Here is a 14,739-nt window from a genome sequence, read left to right on the forward strand (position 1 = left end):
ATGATGAACCAACAGAATTGGACGGCAAAGCCTTGGTCTGACAGCGAAATGCTGGAATGTGCGATGGTGGTGCCGGATGTGGCGGATACGGCCACCTTTACCTTTCGCGCGCCCTCGGGGGCTTGGTTCGACTATCAGCCGGGGCAGTTCATCACGCTGGATCTGCCGGTGCCCGGCGGCAATGTGCAGCGGACCTATACGATTTCTTCGTCACCCTCGCGGCCCCTGTCGATTTCAATCACGGTCAAGGCGCAGAAGGGCAGCATCGGCACGCGCTGGATGTTGGAGCATCTGAAGCCGGGGGCGCGGATCAAGGCCTATGGGCCAAGCGGGATTTTCAGCTTTCATCGGCACAAGGCCAAGAAATACCTGTTCATTTCGGCCGGGTCGGGGATCACGCCGATGATGTCGATGACGACCTGGGCCTGGGATTCTGGCGAGATGCCGGACATCACCTTTGTTCATGCGGCGCGTCGCCCGTCCGAGATCATTTTTCGCGAAAGGCTGGAGCAGTTTGCGAACCGGGTGCCGGGGCTGCGGTTGCGATTCACCGTGGGGGCCCCTGATCCTTTCCGGGCTTGGCATGGTTATGAGGGGCGTTTGAACCAGATCATGCTGGGGCTGATGGCCCCGGATTACCTAGAGCGGGAAGTGTTCTGCTGCGGGCCAGAGCCTTTCATGCAGGCGGTGCGCGAGATGCTGGCGTCTTTGGGCTATGACATGGCGCGTTATCATCAGGAAAGTTTCGGGGCAGCCGTCCGGACGGAGGCTGAGGCCCCTGTGATTCATGATGTGGTCCCGATTGAGGGCAGCGCGGCCGAGGTGGTGTTTGCGCGCAGCGGGGTGACGGCGCCTTGTGCGGAAACCGATACGGTGTTGGCGGTGGCCAAGCGGTCGGGGTTGAACATTCCGTCGGGCTGCAATTTCGGGCTTTGCGGGACGTGCAAGGTGCAGAAGCTGTCGGGGGATGTGCATATGGTGCACAACGGCGGCATTTCCGAGGATGACATTGCGGCGGGCTTCATTCTGGCCTGTTGTTCGCATCCGATGGGTCAGGTGGAACTGGCGGTTTAAGGGGCTTTGGCAGGGGTCGGAAAAGCGACAATCCGCCTGACCTTGCATGTGCAGCATAGCCGCTATTCGCTTTTTGCACAGATCGGCGAGGGATTGCCGATCTGTGCGCGGGAAGTCGCAGAATTCCCCGTCAAGCCCGCTTGCGGTGAAGGGGCAAGCGGCGCTATATCCGCGCCGAGTCGCATGCCCTTCAAGCTGTGAAAACCCTGTCTTTTTAAAGGCCTCCATGACCTCTTCCAGGATCAGCGCTGTTCCCGTCTCGCGTCGGGCTCTTTTGTCGGTTGCCGCGGCCGTGGCCCCGGCGACGTTCTTTGGCCTGCGCCCGCTTGCGGCGTTGGCGCAGGATGCAGGTGCAGAAACGCCTGTGGCGCCCGTGGCGCAGCCCTTTTCGTTCGATATTCTGAGCGAGCAGATGAAGGCGCTGGCGACGCAGCCTTTTGCGACGCAGGCGGCGCCTGAGGGGTTCTTGGGCGAACTGGACTATGACGACTACCGTCTGATCAATTTCCGCGACAAGGCGATGCGGTGGAAGGACAAGGGGACGCCGTTCCGTCTGGGGGCGTTCCATATGGGGTGGCTGTTCCCAGAGCCGGTGCGCCTGTACGAGGTGAAGGGCGAAATGGCGGAAGAGATGCATTTCTCGACCGATGATTTCGAATATCGGAATGAGCTGGCGGAACGGGTGCCGGAACATGCGGAATTGCCGGGTGTGGCGGGGTTCCGTTTGAACCATCCGTTGAACCGGCCGGATTTCCTGGATGAGCTGGGGAGTTTTGTGGGGGCGTCGTATTTCCGCTTTCTGGGGCGGGGTTCGGCCTATGGGCTGTCGGCGCGGGGGCTGGCGGTGAACACGGCGACGTCGCAGGGGGAGGAATTCCCGCGGTTCTCGAACTTCTATCTGGAACCGGATGCGAGTGGCGGGGATGTGGTGACGGTCTATGCGACGCTGGAAGGGCCAAGCGTGACGGGGGCCTATCGGATGGTGATCCGTCCGGACAGCGTGACGACGGTGGATGTGACGGCGCGGCTGTTCTTCCGGCAGGATGTGGAAGAGTTGGGGGTGGCGCCGCTGACCTCGATGTTCTTCTATTCGGAAAAGAACCGGACGGATTTTGATGATTTCCGGCCGAACGTGCATGACAGCGATGGTCTGCTGATTGAACGGCGGGGGGGCGACCGGATCTGGCGGCCTTTGAACAACCCGAAGAAACTGTCGGGGAGCTATTTCGGGGAAGAAAACCCGTTGCGGTTCGGGCTGCATCAGCGGGACCGGAAGTTTGAAAGCTATCATGATACGGGTGCTTTCTATGAAAAGCGGCCGTCGCTGGACATCGAGCCCTTGGGCGACTGGGGGAAGGGTGTGGTGCGGCTGGTGGAGATCCCGACGGATCTGGAAGCGAATGACAACATCGTTGCCTATTGGATCCCGGAACAGCCGGCCAAGGCGGGCGATGCGCGGGAATACAGCTATCGGATGCATTGGGGCGATCTGCTGCTGGACGGCAAGGAAAAGCTGGCGCATGTCGACGAAACCCGCGCCGGGCTGGGGGGCGTGGCAGGCCTGCCGCCGGAAGTCGGTCAGCGCAAGTTCGTGATTGATTTCAAGGGTGGAATGCTGGGGCAGATGCCGCAGGACGTGACGCTGCCGCCGCTGAAGCGTTTCCCGCCGGCGAAAGACCAAGGCCCCGATTCGATGATCCAGCCGATCGTCACCGTGGCAAATGGTGAAATTGCGGGCATGACGCTGGATAAACTGGCAGGCACCGACATCTGGCGGTTGGCCGTCGATGTTTCGGCGGCAGACAATGCCGTGGTGGAACTGTCGGCCCATGTTGCGGGTTATGGTCAGAAGCTGACGGAAGTCTGGCTCTATCAATGGGTCAATGTGAAGTGATGACGATGGAAGACGAATTGGAACTGGATCGCCGCGCGCTGGAACTGGGGGCGCTGCCCCATGCGCCGATGGACATGCCGGTGCAGGTTCTGGAAACGCCGACGATGCAGGCCGTGATGCAGGCGGGCGGGGTTCTGCCCTTTGTTCTGCGTCAGATCATGGCCCCCTGGCAGGCGGCGAAAGCAGGCCATTGATCATGCCTTCCCAAGGTGGGGTCGACACCAGGGTCCTTCTGATCCGAACGATCATCTTGACAGCCTCTCTCGCCTCGGGTGGGGGGGGCTTTTACCTTTTTCTGCAATTCGGCACGGCGGATGGTTTGGACGTGATGGACCTTGTCCGTTCGACACTCATCTTCCTTTCGACCTTTGCGCTGGCCTGGGGGGCCTTTACCGCATTGGCGGGTTTGACGACGCATCCGCCGACAAGACCGCGCCAAGAAGGGCCTTTGAAGGTACGCACCGCCGTTTTGGTGCCCGTCTATAACGAAGACCCCGCCGCGACCTTTGCGCGGATCGCGGCGATGGACCTTTCGCTGCGGGAAACAGGGCAGGGCGCACATTTTCATTTTGCGATCCTGTCGGACACAAGGAATGAGGATGTGGCGCGACAAGAGCGCCACTGGTTCCTGCGGTTGTTGGAGCAGACCAAGGGCGAAGGCCGCATCTTTTACCGCCGCCGGGACAGCAACAAGGGGCGCAAGGCCGGGAATATCGAGGATTTCATCAAACGGTCGGGTGCGGCCTATGACTATCTGGTGATTCTGGATGCCGACAGTCTGATGGAGGGGGAAACCCTGGTCGAGATGGTGCGGCGGATGGAAGTCGCGCCCGATCTGGGTTTGTTGCAGACGCTGCCCGTGGTGATCCGGGCGCAATCGCGCTTTGGCCGGGCGATGCAATTTGCGGCGACGTTTTATTCGCCGGTCTTTGCGCGGGGCCTTGCGATGATGCAGGGCAAGACGGGGCCTTTCTGGGGGCACAACGCCATTGTGCGGACCCGCGCCTTTGCTGAGGCTTGCGGCCTGCCGGAACTGTCAGGCCAAGCGCCCTTTGGCGGCCATGTGCTGAGCCATGACTATGTTGAGGCGGCGCTGTTGGCGCGGGCGGGCTGGACGGTGCGGGTCGATGACGATCTGGGCGGCAGCTATGAGGAAGCGCCGGAAAACATGGTGGACCATGCCAAACGTGACCGGCGCTGGTGTCAGGGCAACTTGCAACACACACGCCTTTTGTTTGCGCCGGGGATGAAGGGCTGGAGCCGCTTTGTGTTCTTGCAGGGCATCTTTGCCTATGTCTCGGCGGTGTTCTGGCTGGGCTTTCTGGCGGCCTCGATCGCCGCCCCACTATTTGTCGGCCCGATTGACTATTTCCCCATTGAATCCTGGCCTTTTCCGGTGCTGCCCGCCAGTGCGACAACCGAAGCGCTGGGGCTGGCCGTGGGGGTCTTTGGCCTGTTGTTCCTGCCTAAGCTGCTGATCCTGCTTTCGGCGGGGATGTCGGGCCGGGCGCAGGGCTATGGCGGCTGGCTTGCGACCCTGAAATCGGTGCTGGGGGAATTGCTGTTCGCGGCGATGACGGCCCCGATCTTTCTGATGTATCAAACCCGTTCCGTGGTGCAGGTGGTGCGCGGGGCGGATGGCGGCTGGCCCGCGCAATCGCGCGGCGATGGCAGTCTGACGCTGGCCGAGGCTTGGGCCGCAAGCCACTGGATCGTCTGGTCGGGTGTGGCGGTGCTGGGGGCGGCGGAATGGCTGTCGCCGGAACTGGTGCCATGGCTTTTGCCGGTGGCCCTGCCGATGGTTCTGTCGCCGCTGATCATCAGCTGGTCCTCGCAAAAGGCGCGGTCGGCGATCTTTTCAACGCCGGTGGCACGCCATTCTGCGCCGATCATCCAACAGCATGACTTGATCCTGCAAGGCTGGCAGGGCATTGCGGCGGCTGTGAGTGCTGATGATTTGCAAGGGGCTGCTGTCCGCCATGCCTGAAACCACTGTCCCGCCGCGCGGGCCTTCGCTGCGCGATCCGCGGCTGGATGTCTTTCGCGGGCTTTGTCTGGTGATGATCTTTATCAACCATGTGCCGGGCAATGCGTTCGAGCGGTTGACGAGCCGGAACTTTGGCTTTTCCGACGCGGCCGAGGCTTTCGTGATGATGTCGGGCATCGCGGCGGGTCTGGCCTATTCGCGCGATTTTGCGACGCCGGGGCGGATCTGGGCGGGGCTGGGGCGGGTCTGGGGGCGGGCCTGGACGCTTTATCTGGTGCATCTGACGGTGACGGCCTGGGCCTTGGCCTGTGCGGCGGTGGTGGTGCTGTGGCTGAACAATGGCCAGTTGTTTCGGGAAAACGAATTCAACGTGCTGTTTGAACAGCCGGTGAAGGTGCTGCTGGGCGTGCCGCTTTTGACGCATCAGTTTGGCTATACGAATATCCTGCCGCTGTATGCGGTTCTGCTGCTAGCGTCGCCCTTGGTGTTCTGGGCGGGGCGGCGTTGGCCCTTGGTGGTGCTGGGTCTTTCGTTCCTGCTTTGGGCGGTTGCGGCGAACTGGCGGCTGAACCTGCCGCGCTATCCGCAAAGCGGGGGATGGTTCTTTGATCCGTTCTGTTGGCAGGTGCTGTTCGTGGTGGGTCTGTTGACGGGGATGGCCACGAAAGAGGGGCGGCGGTTGGTGCCGATCCGGCCTTGGCTGCAATGGCTGACGGGTGGGTTTTTGCTGTTCGTGCTGTTGTGGCAGCGGATTCCGATGGTGCGGGAAACGGTGTTTCCGCTGCTGGGGGAATTGTACAAGATGGGGGCACCGTGGTTTCTGGTGGCCTTTGACAAGACCTATGAAACGCTGCCGCGTTTGCTGCATATTCTGGCGCTGACCTATTTCATCTCCAGCTTTCCGGCGCTGCGGCAGATTTGCGGGAAGGCGATCTTTCGTCCGTTGGAGATTATGGGGCGGCAGGCCTTGCCGGTCTTTGCGTTGGGAACCTTGCTGGCAATTTTCCTGCAAGGTGTGAAGCATGTGACAGGGCGGGATCTGGTGATGGACAGCCTGTTGCTGGGTCTGGGTCTGGGGCTGCAATTCGCGTTGGCCTGGGTGCGGATGAACTGGCCACGAGCGGCGGCCTGAGGCGATCTTGCCCTAGGGTTTCATGGCGAAACTTTTGGCGAGCCAATCCAGAAAGATCTGGGTTGAGGGCGAAGGGGTGCGGCCCTTGGGAACAAGGACATGATAGGCCTCTTCGCCGGTGAGGACATGGGGGCCGAGTTTCACGAGACGTCCTTGGGCCATGTGGTTGGCCAAAAGCGCAGCCCAGCCTAGGGCGACGCCTTCGCCGTTGAGGGCAGCCTCGATCGTATCGGTGTAGTGGTTAAAGCGCAGGCGGCTGCGGTCGGAGGCCTTGCCCAAGGCGGGGCCTAGGCCAACCGCCTGTGCCCAGCTGCGCCAGGTGAGCCAGGCGGGGTTCACATTGTCAGAGGCGATGAGGGGCATGCGGGTGATGTCGGCGTGGAGGCGGTCGATATCAAGCTTTTGAAGAAGGGCGGGGCTGCAAACGGCAAAGACCTGATCGGGGTGGTGGGCGATGCTATTGGCATCGGGGAAGGGGGGCTTGCCATAGCGGATGCAGACATCCAGCCGGTCGCGGCGGAGGTCGGTCGTGCTGTCTTCGGCGATGAGTTTCAGGCGGATGTCAGGATGAAGGGCACGGAATTCTGAGAGGCGGGGCAAGATCCAGAAATGGCTGAAGGCCAAGGTGGCGCCGACAGAAACGGCATCGGTGGCGTTGGGGCGGCGGATGGTTTCGATCATTTCGGCCATCTGGGCGAAGGATTGGGTGACGGTGGAGGCAAGGGCTTTGCCGGCGGGGGTGAGGACGACTTTGCGATGGGCGCGGACGAAGAGGGGGGCGTTCAGGTCATCCTCAAGCACCTTGATCTGGCGGCTGACAGCGGCCTGGGTGACGCCCAACTCGGCGGCGGCGAGGGTGAAGCTGGCCAGACGTGCGGCGGCCTCGAATGTGGCCAAGGCGCTGAGAGAGGGGATGCTGCGGCGCAGGTTGGGCAAGGGATGACCTTTGGGGAATATGTGCGATACATAACCTGAAGTTATCTATCTGTCGAGAATTTCTATGGTTGAGCCTGGGACGGTCGAGGGCGAGTTTCGGGCAAGACATGGCGCAACGAAGCGCGATGCCCCCTAGCAGGAAACCAAGGCAATGATCGACCAAGGCCATCTTCTTTCGCTGTTGCAAGCCCAGATTTCGGGTCGTTCGCTGTCGCGCCCGTTTTACACCGATGCGGATATTTATCAGGCCGAGTTGGACGTGATCTGGTATCGGGAATGGATGTTTGCCGCCTCGGTCGCAGAACTGCCCAAAGCGGGGGCCTATGTTTCGCTGCAATTGGGGGCCTATCCGATTGTGGTGGTCAAAGGCAGCGATGGGATGATCCGCGCCTTTCACAATGTCTGCCGTCACCGGGGCCAGCGGCTGTGCGCCAAGCCTTCGGGCACCGCGGCGAAACTGGTCTGCCCCTATCATCAATGGACCTATGACACGAATGGCAAACTGCTTTGGGCGCGCGATATGGGGGCGGATTTCGATGCCTCGAAATATGGGTTGAAACCGGTTCATTGTGCCGAAACGGCGGGCATGATCTTCATCTGCCTTGCCGACAACCCGCCCGATTTCGGCCTGATGAAACAGGCTGCCGACCGCTATACCGCCCGGCATGACTTGGCCGATATGAAGGTCGCCCATCAGTCGCGGATCGTTGAGAAGGGCAATTGGAAGCTGGTTCTGGAAAACAACCGCGAATGTTATCATTGCGCGGGGGCGCATCCGGCCCTTTGCCGCACCTTCAACGACGACCCCGATCTTGTGGGGTCAGACGACAGCCTGTCTTCACCCGTCGGGGCCGCCCATGTGAACCGTTGCGAAGAGGCGGGTTTGCCCTCGCGCTATGTGATCGCGCCGAACGAGCAGTGGCGGTTGGTCCGCATCCCCTTTGTCGGTGACGCTGTCAGCTATACGATGGATGGCAAAGCCGCGGCCCCCTTGATCCCCGGTATGCCCTTTGCCAATGCCGGATCGCTGCTGTTCTTTCATTACCCCAATACATGGAACCACTTCTTATCCGACCATGTGCTGAACTTCCGCGTGATGCCGATCAGCGCCTCGGAAACCGAGGTGACGACGACCTGGCTGGTTCACAAGGATGCCGTTGAGGGCCGCGATTACGATTTGACCCGCCTGACCGAGGTCTGGCTTGCCACCAATGACGAAGACCGCCGCGTGGTTGAAGAAAACCAGATCGGTATTTCGTCACCTGCCTATGAGCCCGGACCCTATTCGATGAAGCAGGAAAGTGGCGTGGCACAGTTCATTGACTGGTATTTGCAGAGTATGACGCGGTCGGTCACTGGGCCGCGTCAGGTCGCGGCGGAATAGCCGCGATGGCCCAGCCCCGCCAGAACTGGGCCGCAGCCCCTTGGCAGGACAGCGAGTTGCTGGAATGCGCCATGGTGATCCCCGAAACCGAGGACAGCGCCACCATCGCCTTTCGCGCGCCCTCGGGCGCTTGGTTCGACTATCAGCCCGGCCAGTTCATCACCCTTGATCTGCCGCTGCCCGGCGGCAATCTGTCACGCACCTATACCATCTCCTCCTCCCCCTCGCGGCCCCTCTCGATCTCGATCACCGTCAAGGCCGCCCCCGGTTCCCTTGGCACCCGCTGGATGTTGGATCATCTGAAACCCGGCATGCGGATCAAGGCCTATGGTCCCGCCGGGGCCTTCACCTTCCTGCGCCACCCGGCGGCGAAATACCTGTTCATTTCCGCAGGCTCGGGCATCACCCCCCTGATGTCCATGACCACCTGGGCCTGGGATTCCGGCGAAATGCCCGACATCGTCTTTGTCCACGCCGCCCGCAAACCTTCGGACATCATTTTTCGCCAAAGGCTGGAACAATTCGCCAGCCGCGTGCCCGGCCTGCAACTGCGCTTCACGGTTGAGGAGGTGGAACCTTACAAAGTCTGGTCCGGTTATCGTGGCCGCCTGTCGCAGATCATGCTGGGCCTGATGACCCCCGATTATCTGGAACGCGAGGTGTTTTGCTGCGGCCCCGAACCCTTCATGCGGGCTGTGCGGGAAATGCTGCAAAGTCTGGGCTATGACATGGCCCGCTATCATGAAGAAAGCTTTGCCGCCCCCGCCCTGACCGAAATGCCGATCGAACTGGCGACCCCGGCGGCCAGCGCCGAAATCACCTTTGCAGGCAGCGGCAAGGTTGTGCCCTGTGATGGCACCGAAACCGTGCTGGCCGTCGCGCGCAAGGCGGGGCTGAACATCCCCTCAAGCTGCAACTTTGGCCTCTGCGGAACCTGCAAAGTGCAGAAATTGTCGGGCGATGTGGCGATGGTCCACAACGGCGGCATTTCCGACGACGAAATGGCTGAGGGCTATATCCTCGCCTGCTGTTCCCGCCCGCAAGGCGCGGTGGTGGTCAATGTCTGACCGCCCCTCCTTTCGCTTTCCTCTGTCTGGGGTCTGATGATGAACGAGATTGCTGCAAAGCACGCCCGCGCTGGTGGTCGGGGGGCCAGACGTGCCCTGCGCGCCGCCCCCGATTTCGACATGCTGCCCGCGCTGAAACGCGGTCTGCCCGAATGCGAGGTGATGAGCCCCGACCGCATCGAACAGATCGACGATGCCTCAATGTCGATCCTCGAAGAGGTGGGCGTCATCTTTCGCGATGACATCGCGCTGGCCGATTGGCGTCGCGCTGGGGCCGATGTGCGCGGCGACAGGGTGTATCTGGACCGCGGCCTTGTGCGCGAACTGATTTCCACCATCCCCTCGGGCTGGAACTATCGCGCGCGGAACCCCGAACGCAGCCTGCCCTTTGGTGGCAAGCATTCCATCTTTGTGCCCATGACCGGCGCACCCTTTCTGCGCGATCTGGACGATGTCCGCCGCTGGCCGACCATCGCTGATCTGAACATGTTCCACAAACTGTCGCATATGTCGCCTGCGCTGCATTCGACCGCGCATCACATTGTCGAACCGATGGACATCAAGGTCAGCCACCGGCACCTGCACATCACCTATTCCTCGATGAAATATTCCGACAAGACCTTCATGGGCATGACCACCTCGGGCCGCAATGCCGAGGATGTCATGGCGATGTGCGACATCCTGTTCGGGCGCGAGGTGCTGGAGGAAACCCCCGTCGTCACCGGCAATTGCAACGGCAACTCGCCGTTGGTCTGGGACGAAACCATGCTGTCGGCCATGCGGGCCTTCATCAAACGGAACCAGCCCGTGCTGTGTTCGCCCTTCGTCTTGGGCGGGGCCAACACCCCCGCCTCGGTCGCCCCCGCCGTGGCGCAACTGAATGCCGAGGCGCTGTCGGCCTTGGCCTATACGCAAGTTGTCCGCAAAGGTGCCCCCGCGATCTATGGGCATTACCTTTCCACCGTCAGCATGAAATCCGGGGCGCCGATGGCGGGAACCCCCGAAATCAGCCTGATGAATTTCATGATCGGCCAGATGGCGCGGTTCTACAACGTGCCTTGGCGAACCTCGAACCTTTTGGGCGGGGCCAAGACCTTTGACGCCCAGGCAGGCTATGAATCCGCCATGACGATGAACGCCGTGCTGCACGCCGGGGCGAATTACATCTGGCATTCGGCCGGTTGGAATGAGGCGGGGATGCATTGTTCCACCGCGAAATTCGTCGTCGATGCTGAAATGTGCGCCATGGGCTATCGGATGGCCGAAGGCCCCCGCTGGGATGATTTTGACGCGGGCCTTTCCGCCGTGCGCGATGTGGGGCCGGGCGGGCATTATCTGGGCCATCCCCATACGCTGGAAAACTTTGAACGGGCGTTTTTTATGCCCCGACTGTTCGACAACAACTCCATCGAACAGTGGCAGGCGGAAGGTTCCGTCGAAATCACCCGTCGGGCGCTGGATCATGCGCAAAAGCTGCTGCGTGACTATCAGGAGCCCAAGCTGGACGAAGCCGTGGACGAAGAACTGCGCGCCTATATCGCGCGGCGGGAGCGGGAAATCCCCGCCGAAGACGCGCTGAACACCGAATACTGACCCCTCTGACAGGCCGCCCTCTGCGACCGTTTTCTGGAATCGCCATGAAGATCACCGAAATCCACGTCTATTCCCACCAACTCCCGGTCAAGAACGGGCCGTATGTTATTGCCTCTTCCAAGGTCTCATCGCTCGACAGCACCTTGGTCAAGATCGTGACCGATACGGGCCTTGTCGGTTGGGGCGAAACCTGTCCGGTGGGGCCGACTTATCAGCCGCAGCACGCTTTGGGCGCAAGGGCGGCGTTGGCTGAAATGGCGCAGGGCCTGATTGGCGCGAACCCCCTGCACCCCCTGGCCTTGCGGCGTCGGATGGATGGGCTGTTGAACGGGCATCGCTATGCGAAGGCGGCGGTGGATATTGCGGCCTATGATCTGATGGGCAAACATTTTGGGGTGAGGGTCGCCGATCTTTTGGGCGGGGCGGTGACGGAAAGGGTGCCCAGCTATTATGCGACGGGGGTGGGCGAGCCGGACGACATCGCCCGCATGGCGGCGGAAAAGATCGCCGAAGGCTATCCCCGTCTGCAAATCAAGATCGGTGGCCGCCCGGTCGAGATTGACATCGAGGTGCTGCGGCGCGTCTGGGAAAAGGCGCGCGGCACCGGCGTCCGCCTTGCCGCCGATGGCAACCGCAACCTTCCCACCCGCGACGTGCTGCGCTTGTCGCGCGAATGCCCCGACATCCCCTTTGTGTTGGAGCAGCCCTGCAATTCCATCGAAGAAATCGCGGCCATCCGGGGGCAATTGCATCACGGGATTTATCTCGATGAAAACGGCGAAGACCTCGCCACGGTGATCCGCGTGGCAGGGCAGGGGCTGGTCGATGGTTTTGGCATGAAGGTCACGCGCATCGGCGGGCTTCATGCGATGGCGACGTTCCGCGATATTTGTGAGGCGCGGATTCTTCCCCACACCTGCGACGATGCTTGGGGCGGCGACATCATCGCCGCCGCCTGCACGCAGATCGGGGCCACGGTGCAGCCTCGGCTGATGGAGGGCGTCTGGCTGGCCCAGCCCTATATCGACGGCCACTACGACACCCAGAACGGCGTCAAGATTGAGGGTGGCCATATCGCCTTGCCCAAGGGGCCGGGCCTTGGCGTTGTGCCGGACGACGGCATTTTCGGCGCGCCCGTCGCGTCCTTTGGCTAGGGGCAGAACATGACACGCTTTCAAGGCAAAACCGCCCTTGTCACCGGGGCCGCAGGCGGCATCGGTGCCGCTGTTGTGCGCATGCTCCGCGCCGAGGGGGCCCGCGTCGCCGTGGCCGACCGCGACACCCAAGCGATCCAAGCCGAAGCACATCTGCCCGGCAACCTGCTGGACCCCGCCTATGCCGATGGCCTCCCCCTTGCCGCCGCACAGGCGCTGGGCGGCTTGGACATCGTGATCAACAACGCCGGCGTCATCACCCGTGGCACCGTCATCGACACCAGCGATGCCGATTGGGATCTGTCGCTGGGCGTCAATGTTCAGGCCCCTTTCCGCATCAGCCGCGCCGCCATTCCCCTGATGGCCAAATCGGGCGGTGGGGCTATCGTCAATGTCGCCTCTTGCTGGGGCCTGCGTCCTGGCCCGAACCACGCGGTTTACTGCATGACCAAGGCGGCCGTGGCCTCCCTTACGCAATGCATGGGCATGGACCATGCCCATCAGGGTATCCGCATCAATGCCGTCGCCCCGAACGAGGTGAACACCCCCATGCTTCGCACCGGCTTTGCCAAGCGCGGCTTTGATCCAGACACCGCCGTCGCCGAACTGGGCAAGACCGTGCCCCTGGGACGGATCGCCGAGCCTGAGGATATCGCCGATGTCATCCTTTTCCTCGCCTCCGACGCCGCCCGCTATCTTTGCGGCACGGTGGTCGAGGTGAATGGCGGAAAGCCCGTGAAATGACCCGGTTCGCAGGCAAAGCCGCCCTCGTCACCGGCGGACGCAGCGGCATCGGTCAGGCCATTGCCCGCCGTCTGGCCGCCGAGGGGGCCCGCGTCTTCACCGCCCAACGCGGCCACGATGCCGAGGCGCAGGGGATTGAGGCGGACCTTTCCGACCCAAACGCCCCCAAATCCGTGCTGGCCGAGGTGATCGCCAAGGCCGGGCGGCTGGACATTCTGGTCAACAACGCGGGCATGATGCAGGAATCGCGCGTCGAAGACATGTCCCTTGCCGATTGGGAACGAAACCTGCGCGTTAACCTGACCGCCCCCTTTCTGCTGATCCAGGCCGCCCTGCCATATCTGCGCGATACGGGCGGCAGCATCGTGAACATCGGCTCGATCGAAGGCTTAGGTTCCAACCCAAACCACGCCGCCTATTGCGCCACCAAGGCCGGTCTGCACGGGCTGACCCGCGCTGTCGCCGTGGATCATGGCCGCGAAGGCATCCGCTGCAACGCGGTCGCACCCGGCTGGATCGACACCGATCTGAACGAGGCCTTCATCGACGCCATGCCCAACCCCACCGCCTTTCGCCAGAACATCGGCCGCATCCATCCCGCGGGCCGCACCGGCAAGCCCGAAGAAGTGGCCGCCCTTGTTGCCTGGCTTGCCAGCGCCGAGGCCGCTTTCGTCACTGGTCAGGTCTGGACCGTCGATGGCGGTCGCATGGCGCAGCTTAGCCTGCCCTAAAGCCGCAAAGCTATCGCGCGCCCCAAGTGTCGGACAGCCGATAGCCCCCCGGCCAAGGGTCTGTCGGATCCAGCATGTGCTGATGAATCCCCGTGATCCAGCCGCGCCCGCTGATTTCCGGCAGGATCGCGGGCAGCGCACCCACCGTTGTCGTGCCAAGAATGCGCCCTGCAAAGGTCGATCCAATCAATGAGACCTGCGTCAACACCTCGCCCATCCCCATTTCGCCTTTGGCATGCAGCAAGGCCATCCGCGCCGAAAGCGCCGTGCCGGTGGGCGAACGGTCAATCTTGCCGGGTTGGATCGCCACCGCTGAACCCATGCGCAGCCCTTCCGCCCCGCGTGTCAATGGCCCGGCAAATTGGCAAAAGGAAAAATGCCACCAATCGGGGTTGGTCGGGTGATGAAAACCCAGCGTCTCGGTCGCGGCGCGGGTGATCCGCGCGCCCAGAACGGCCAGATCATGCGCCTCATCCGGGGTCAGCGCAAAACCCAGTGCGGCGGCATCCACCATCACGAAACTGTCGCCGCCAAAGGCCGTGTCCACCGTCAGCGTGCCCAGACCTTCCACCTCCAGCGCCACGCCGATCTTTTGTGCAAAGCTGGGCAGATTTTGCACATAGATGCGCCGCGCTTTGCCGCCCTCGCATGTCGCGCGGATGCGCACCAAGCCACCCGGCGCCTCCAGCATGAATTCGGTCACAGGCTCGGTCATGGGCAGGATGCCGCTGTCCAGCAACACGGTCGAAACGCAGATCGCGTTTGACCCGGACATGGGCGGCGTGTCCTCGGGTTCCATGATGATAAAGGCCGCCGCGGCCTCTGGATGTTTGGGCGGCACCAAAAGGTTCACATGGCGAAACACGCCGCCACGCGGTTCGTTCAGCACAAAGTTCCGCAAAGTTTCATCCTGGGCGATGAAACGCGATTGTTCCCACAGGGTCGCGCCGGGCGGCGGGGCAACGCCACCCACGATCACATCGCCAACCTCGCCTTCGGCATGGGCTGAAATGACATGAATCGTCTTGATGCTTTGCATGCCC

General features: G+C 62.1%; 13 protein-coding genes. 11 read left to right on the forward strand and 2 right to left on the reverse strand.

Features of this window, described 5'->3' with window-relative positions; translation table 11 throughout:
- The first annotated feature begins 3 nt into the window (after positions 1-3).
- The 5 genes from IE095_RS12475 to IE095_RS12495 all read left to right on the forward strand — a co-directional run bounded on the left by IE095_RS12475 (position 4) and on the right by IE095_RS12495 (position 6,087).
- Complete coding sequence (locus IE095_RS12475) at positions 4-1,074, forward strand: FAD-binding oxidoreductase (protein WP_373295415.1); 1,071 nt, start codon at positions 4-6, stop codon at positions 1,072-1,074.
- 226 nt (positions 1,075-1,300) lie between these two features.
- The gene (locus IE095_RS12480; protein ID WP_189412001.1) at positions 1,301-2,968 is read left to right on the forward strand and encodes an OpgD/OpgG family glucan biosynthesis protein; all 1,668 of its coding nucleotides are present in this window, start codon (positions 1,301-1,303) and stop codon (positions 2,966-2,968) included.
- A gap of 5 nt (positions 2,969-2,973) precedes the next feature.
- Positions 2,974-3,162, forward strand: coding sequence for a hypothetical protein (locus IE095_RS12485; protein ID WP_189412002.1), 189 nt, complete (start codon positions 2,974-2,976; stop codon positions 3,160-3,162).
- A gap of 2 nt (positions 3,163-3,164) precedes the next feature.
- Entirely contained in the window at positions 3,165-4,955 is a 1,791-nt protein-coding gene (gene mdoH / locus IE095_RS12490; RefSeq protein WP_189412003.1) for a glucans biosynthesis glucosyltransferase MdoH, read from the forward strand.
- Positions 4,948-6,087 carry an OpgC family protein gene (locus IE095_RS12495; RefSeq protein WP_189412073.1) on the forward strand — a complete coding sequence of 380 codons (1,140 nt, stop codon included), beginning with the start codon at positions 4,948-4,950 and terminating at the stop codon, positions 6,085-6,087. The genes mdoH and IE095_RS12495 overlap by 8 nt, the downstream gene beginning before the upstream one ends.
- Positions 6,088-6,099: 12 nt before the next feature.
- Here the strand turns inward: IE095_RS12495 and IE095_RS12500 are convergent, their stop codons facing one another.
- Entirely contained in the window at positions 6,100-6,984 is an 885-nt protein-coding gene (locus IE095_RS12500) for a LysR substrate-binding domain-containing protein (RefSeq protein ID WP_229804762.1), read from the reverse strand.
- A 190-nt stretch (positions 6,985-7,174) separates the two neighbouring features.
- Between IE095_RS12500 and IE095_RS12505 the strand changes: the two genes are divergently transcribed.
- Genes IE095_RS12505 through IE095_RS12530 form a run of 6 tightly spaced genes read left to right on the forward strand, consistent with a single transcriptional unit; the run spans position 7,175 to position 13,696 of the window.
- Positions 7,175-8,407: an aromatic ring-hydroxylating oxygenase subunit alpha gene (locus tag IE095_RS12505; RefSeq protein WP_189412005.1), complete on the forward strand. Its 1,233-nt coding sequence runs from the start codon at positions 7,175-7,177 to the stop codon at positions 8,405-8,407.
- A gap of 5 nt (positions 8,408-8,412) precedes the next feature.
- On the forward strand, positions 8,413-9,474 hold the full coding sequence (locus tag IE095_RS12510) for an FAD-binding oxidoreductase (protein ID WP_189412006.1): 1,062 nt from the start codon (positions 8,413-8,415) through the stop codon (positions 9,472-9,474).
- A 39-nt stretch (positions 9,475-9,513) separates the two neighbouring features.
- On the forward strand, positions 9,514-11,067 hold the full coding sequence (locus IE095_RS12515; RefSeq protein WP_189412007.1) for a trimethylamine methyltransferase family protein: 1,554 nt from the start codon (positions 9,514-9,516) through the stop codon (positions 11,065-11,067).
- Between the two features lie 44 nt (positions 11,068-11,111).
- Entirely contained in the window at positions 11,112-12,221 is a 1,110-nt protein-coding gene (locus tag IE095_RS12520; protein WP_189412008.1) for a mandelate racemase/muconate lactonizing enzyme family protein, read from the forward strand.
- Positions 12,222-12,230: 9 nt separating this feature from the next.
- Complete coding sequence (locus IE095_RS12525; protein WP_189412009.1) at positions 12,231-12,965, forward strand: SDR family NAD(P)-dependent oxidoreductase; 735 nt, start codon at positions 12,231-12,233, stop codon at positions 12,963-12,965.
- Positions 12,962-13,696 (forward strand): SDR family NAD(P)-dependent oxidoreductase, encoded by a 735-nt coding sequence (locus IE095_RS12530; RefSeq protein WP_189412010.1) that lies wholly within the window; start codon positions 12,962-12,964, stop codon positions 13,694-13,696. Before IE095_RS12525 ends, IE095_RS12530 begins: the two co-directional genes overlap by 4 nt.
- A gap of 10 nt (positions 13,697-13,706) precedes the next feature.
- On the opposite strand, the gene IE095_RS12535 is transcribed toward IE095_RS12530, so the two are convergent.
- Positions 13,707-14,735 (reverse strand): trans-3-hydroxy-L-proline dehydratase, encoded by a 1,029-nt coding sequence (locus IE095_RS12535; protein WP_189412011.1) that lies wholly within the window; start codon positions 14,733-14,735, stop codon positions 13,707-13,709.
- Positions 14,736-14,739: the final 4 nt, after the last annotated feature.

Source organism: Neogemmobacter tilapiae, from assembly GCF_014652215.1.
Lineage (GTDB): Bacteria > Pseudomonadota > Alphaproteobacteria > Rhodobacterales > Rhodobacteraceae > Neogemmobacter > Neogemmobacter tilapiae.

What these genes read in the sequence shown, in the direction of transcription:
- IE095_RS12475 (WP_373295415.1), top strand. Translation starts at nt 4, where the DNA reads ATGAACCAACAGAATTGGACGGCAAAGCCTTGGTCTGACAGCGAAATG.
- IE095_RS12480 (WP_189412001.1), top strand. Translation starts at nt 1,301, where the DNA reads ATGACCTCTTCCAGGATCAGCGCTGTTCCCGTCTCGCGTCGGGCTCTT.
- IE095_RS12485 (WP_189412002.1), top strand. Translation starts at nt 2,974, where the DNA reads ATGGAAGACGAATTGGAACTGGATCGCCGCGCGCTGGAACTGGGGGCG.
- mdoH (WP_189412003.1), top strand. Translation starts at nt 3,165, where the DNA reads ATGCCTTCCCAAGGTGGGGTCGACACCAGGGTCCTTCTGATCCGAACG.
- IE095_RS12495 (WP_189412073.1), top strand. Translation starts at nt 4,948, where the DNA reads ATGCCTGAAACCACTGTCCCGCCGCGCGGGCCTTCGCTGCGCGATCCG.
- IE095_RS12505 (WP_189412005.1), top strand. Translation starts at nt 7,175, where the DNA reads ATGATCGACCAAGGCCATCTTCTTTCGCTGTTGCAAGCCCAGATTTCG.
- IE095_RS12510 (WP_189412006.1), top strand. Translation starts at nt 8,413, where the DNA reads ATGGCCCAGCCCCGCCAGAACTGGGCCGCAGCCCCTTGGCAGGACAGC.
- IE095_RS12515 (WP_189412007.1), top strand. Translation starts at nt 9,514, where the DNA reads ATGAACGAGATTGCTGCAAAGCACGCCCGCGCTGGTGGTCGGGGGGCC.
- IE095_RS12520 (WP_189412008.1), top strand. Translation starts at nt 11,112, where the DNA reads ATGAAGATCACCGAAATCCACGTCTATTCCCACCAACTCCCGGTCAAG.
- IE095_RS12525 (WP_189412009.1), top strand. Translation starts at nt 12,231, where the DNA reads ATGACACGCTTTCAAGGCAAAACCGCCCTTGTCACCGGGGCCGCAGGC.
- IE095_RS12530 (WP_189412010.1), top strand. Translation starts at nt 12,962, where the DNA reads ATGACCCGGTTCGCAGGCAAAGCCGCCCTCGTCACCGGCGGACGCAGC.
- IE095_RS12535 (WP_189412011.1), bottom strand. Translation starts at nt 14,735, where the DNA reads ATGCAAAGCATCAAGACGATTCATGTCATTTCAGCCCATGCCGAAGGC.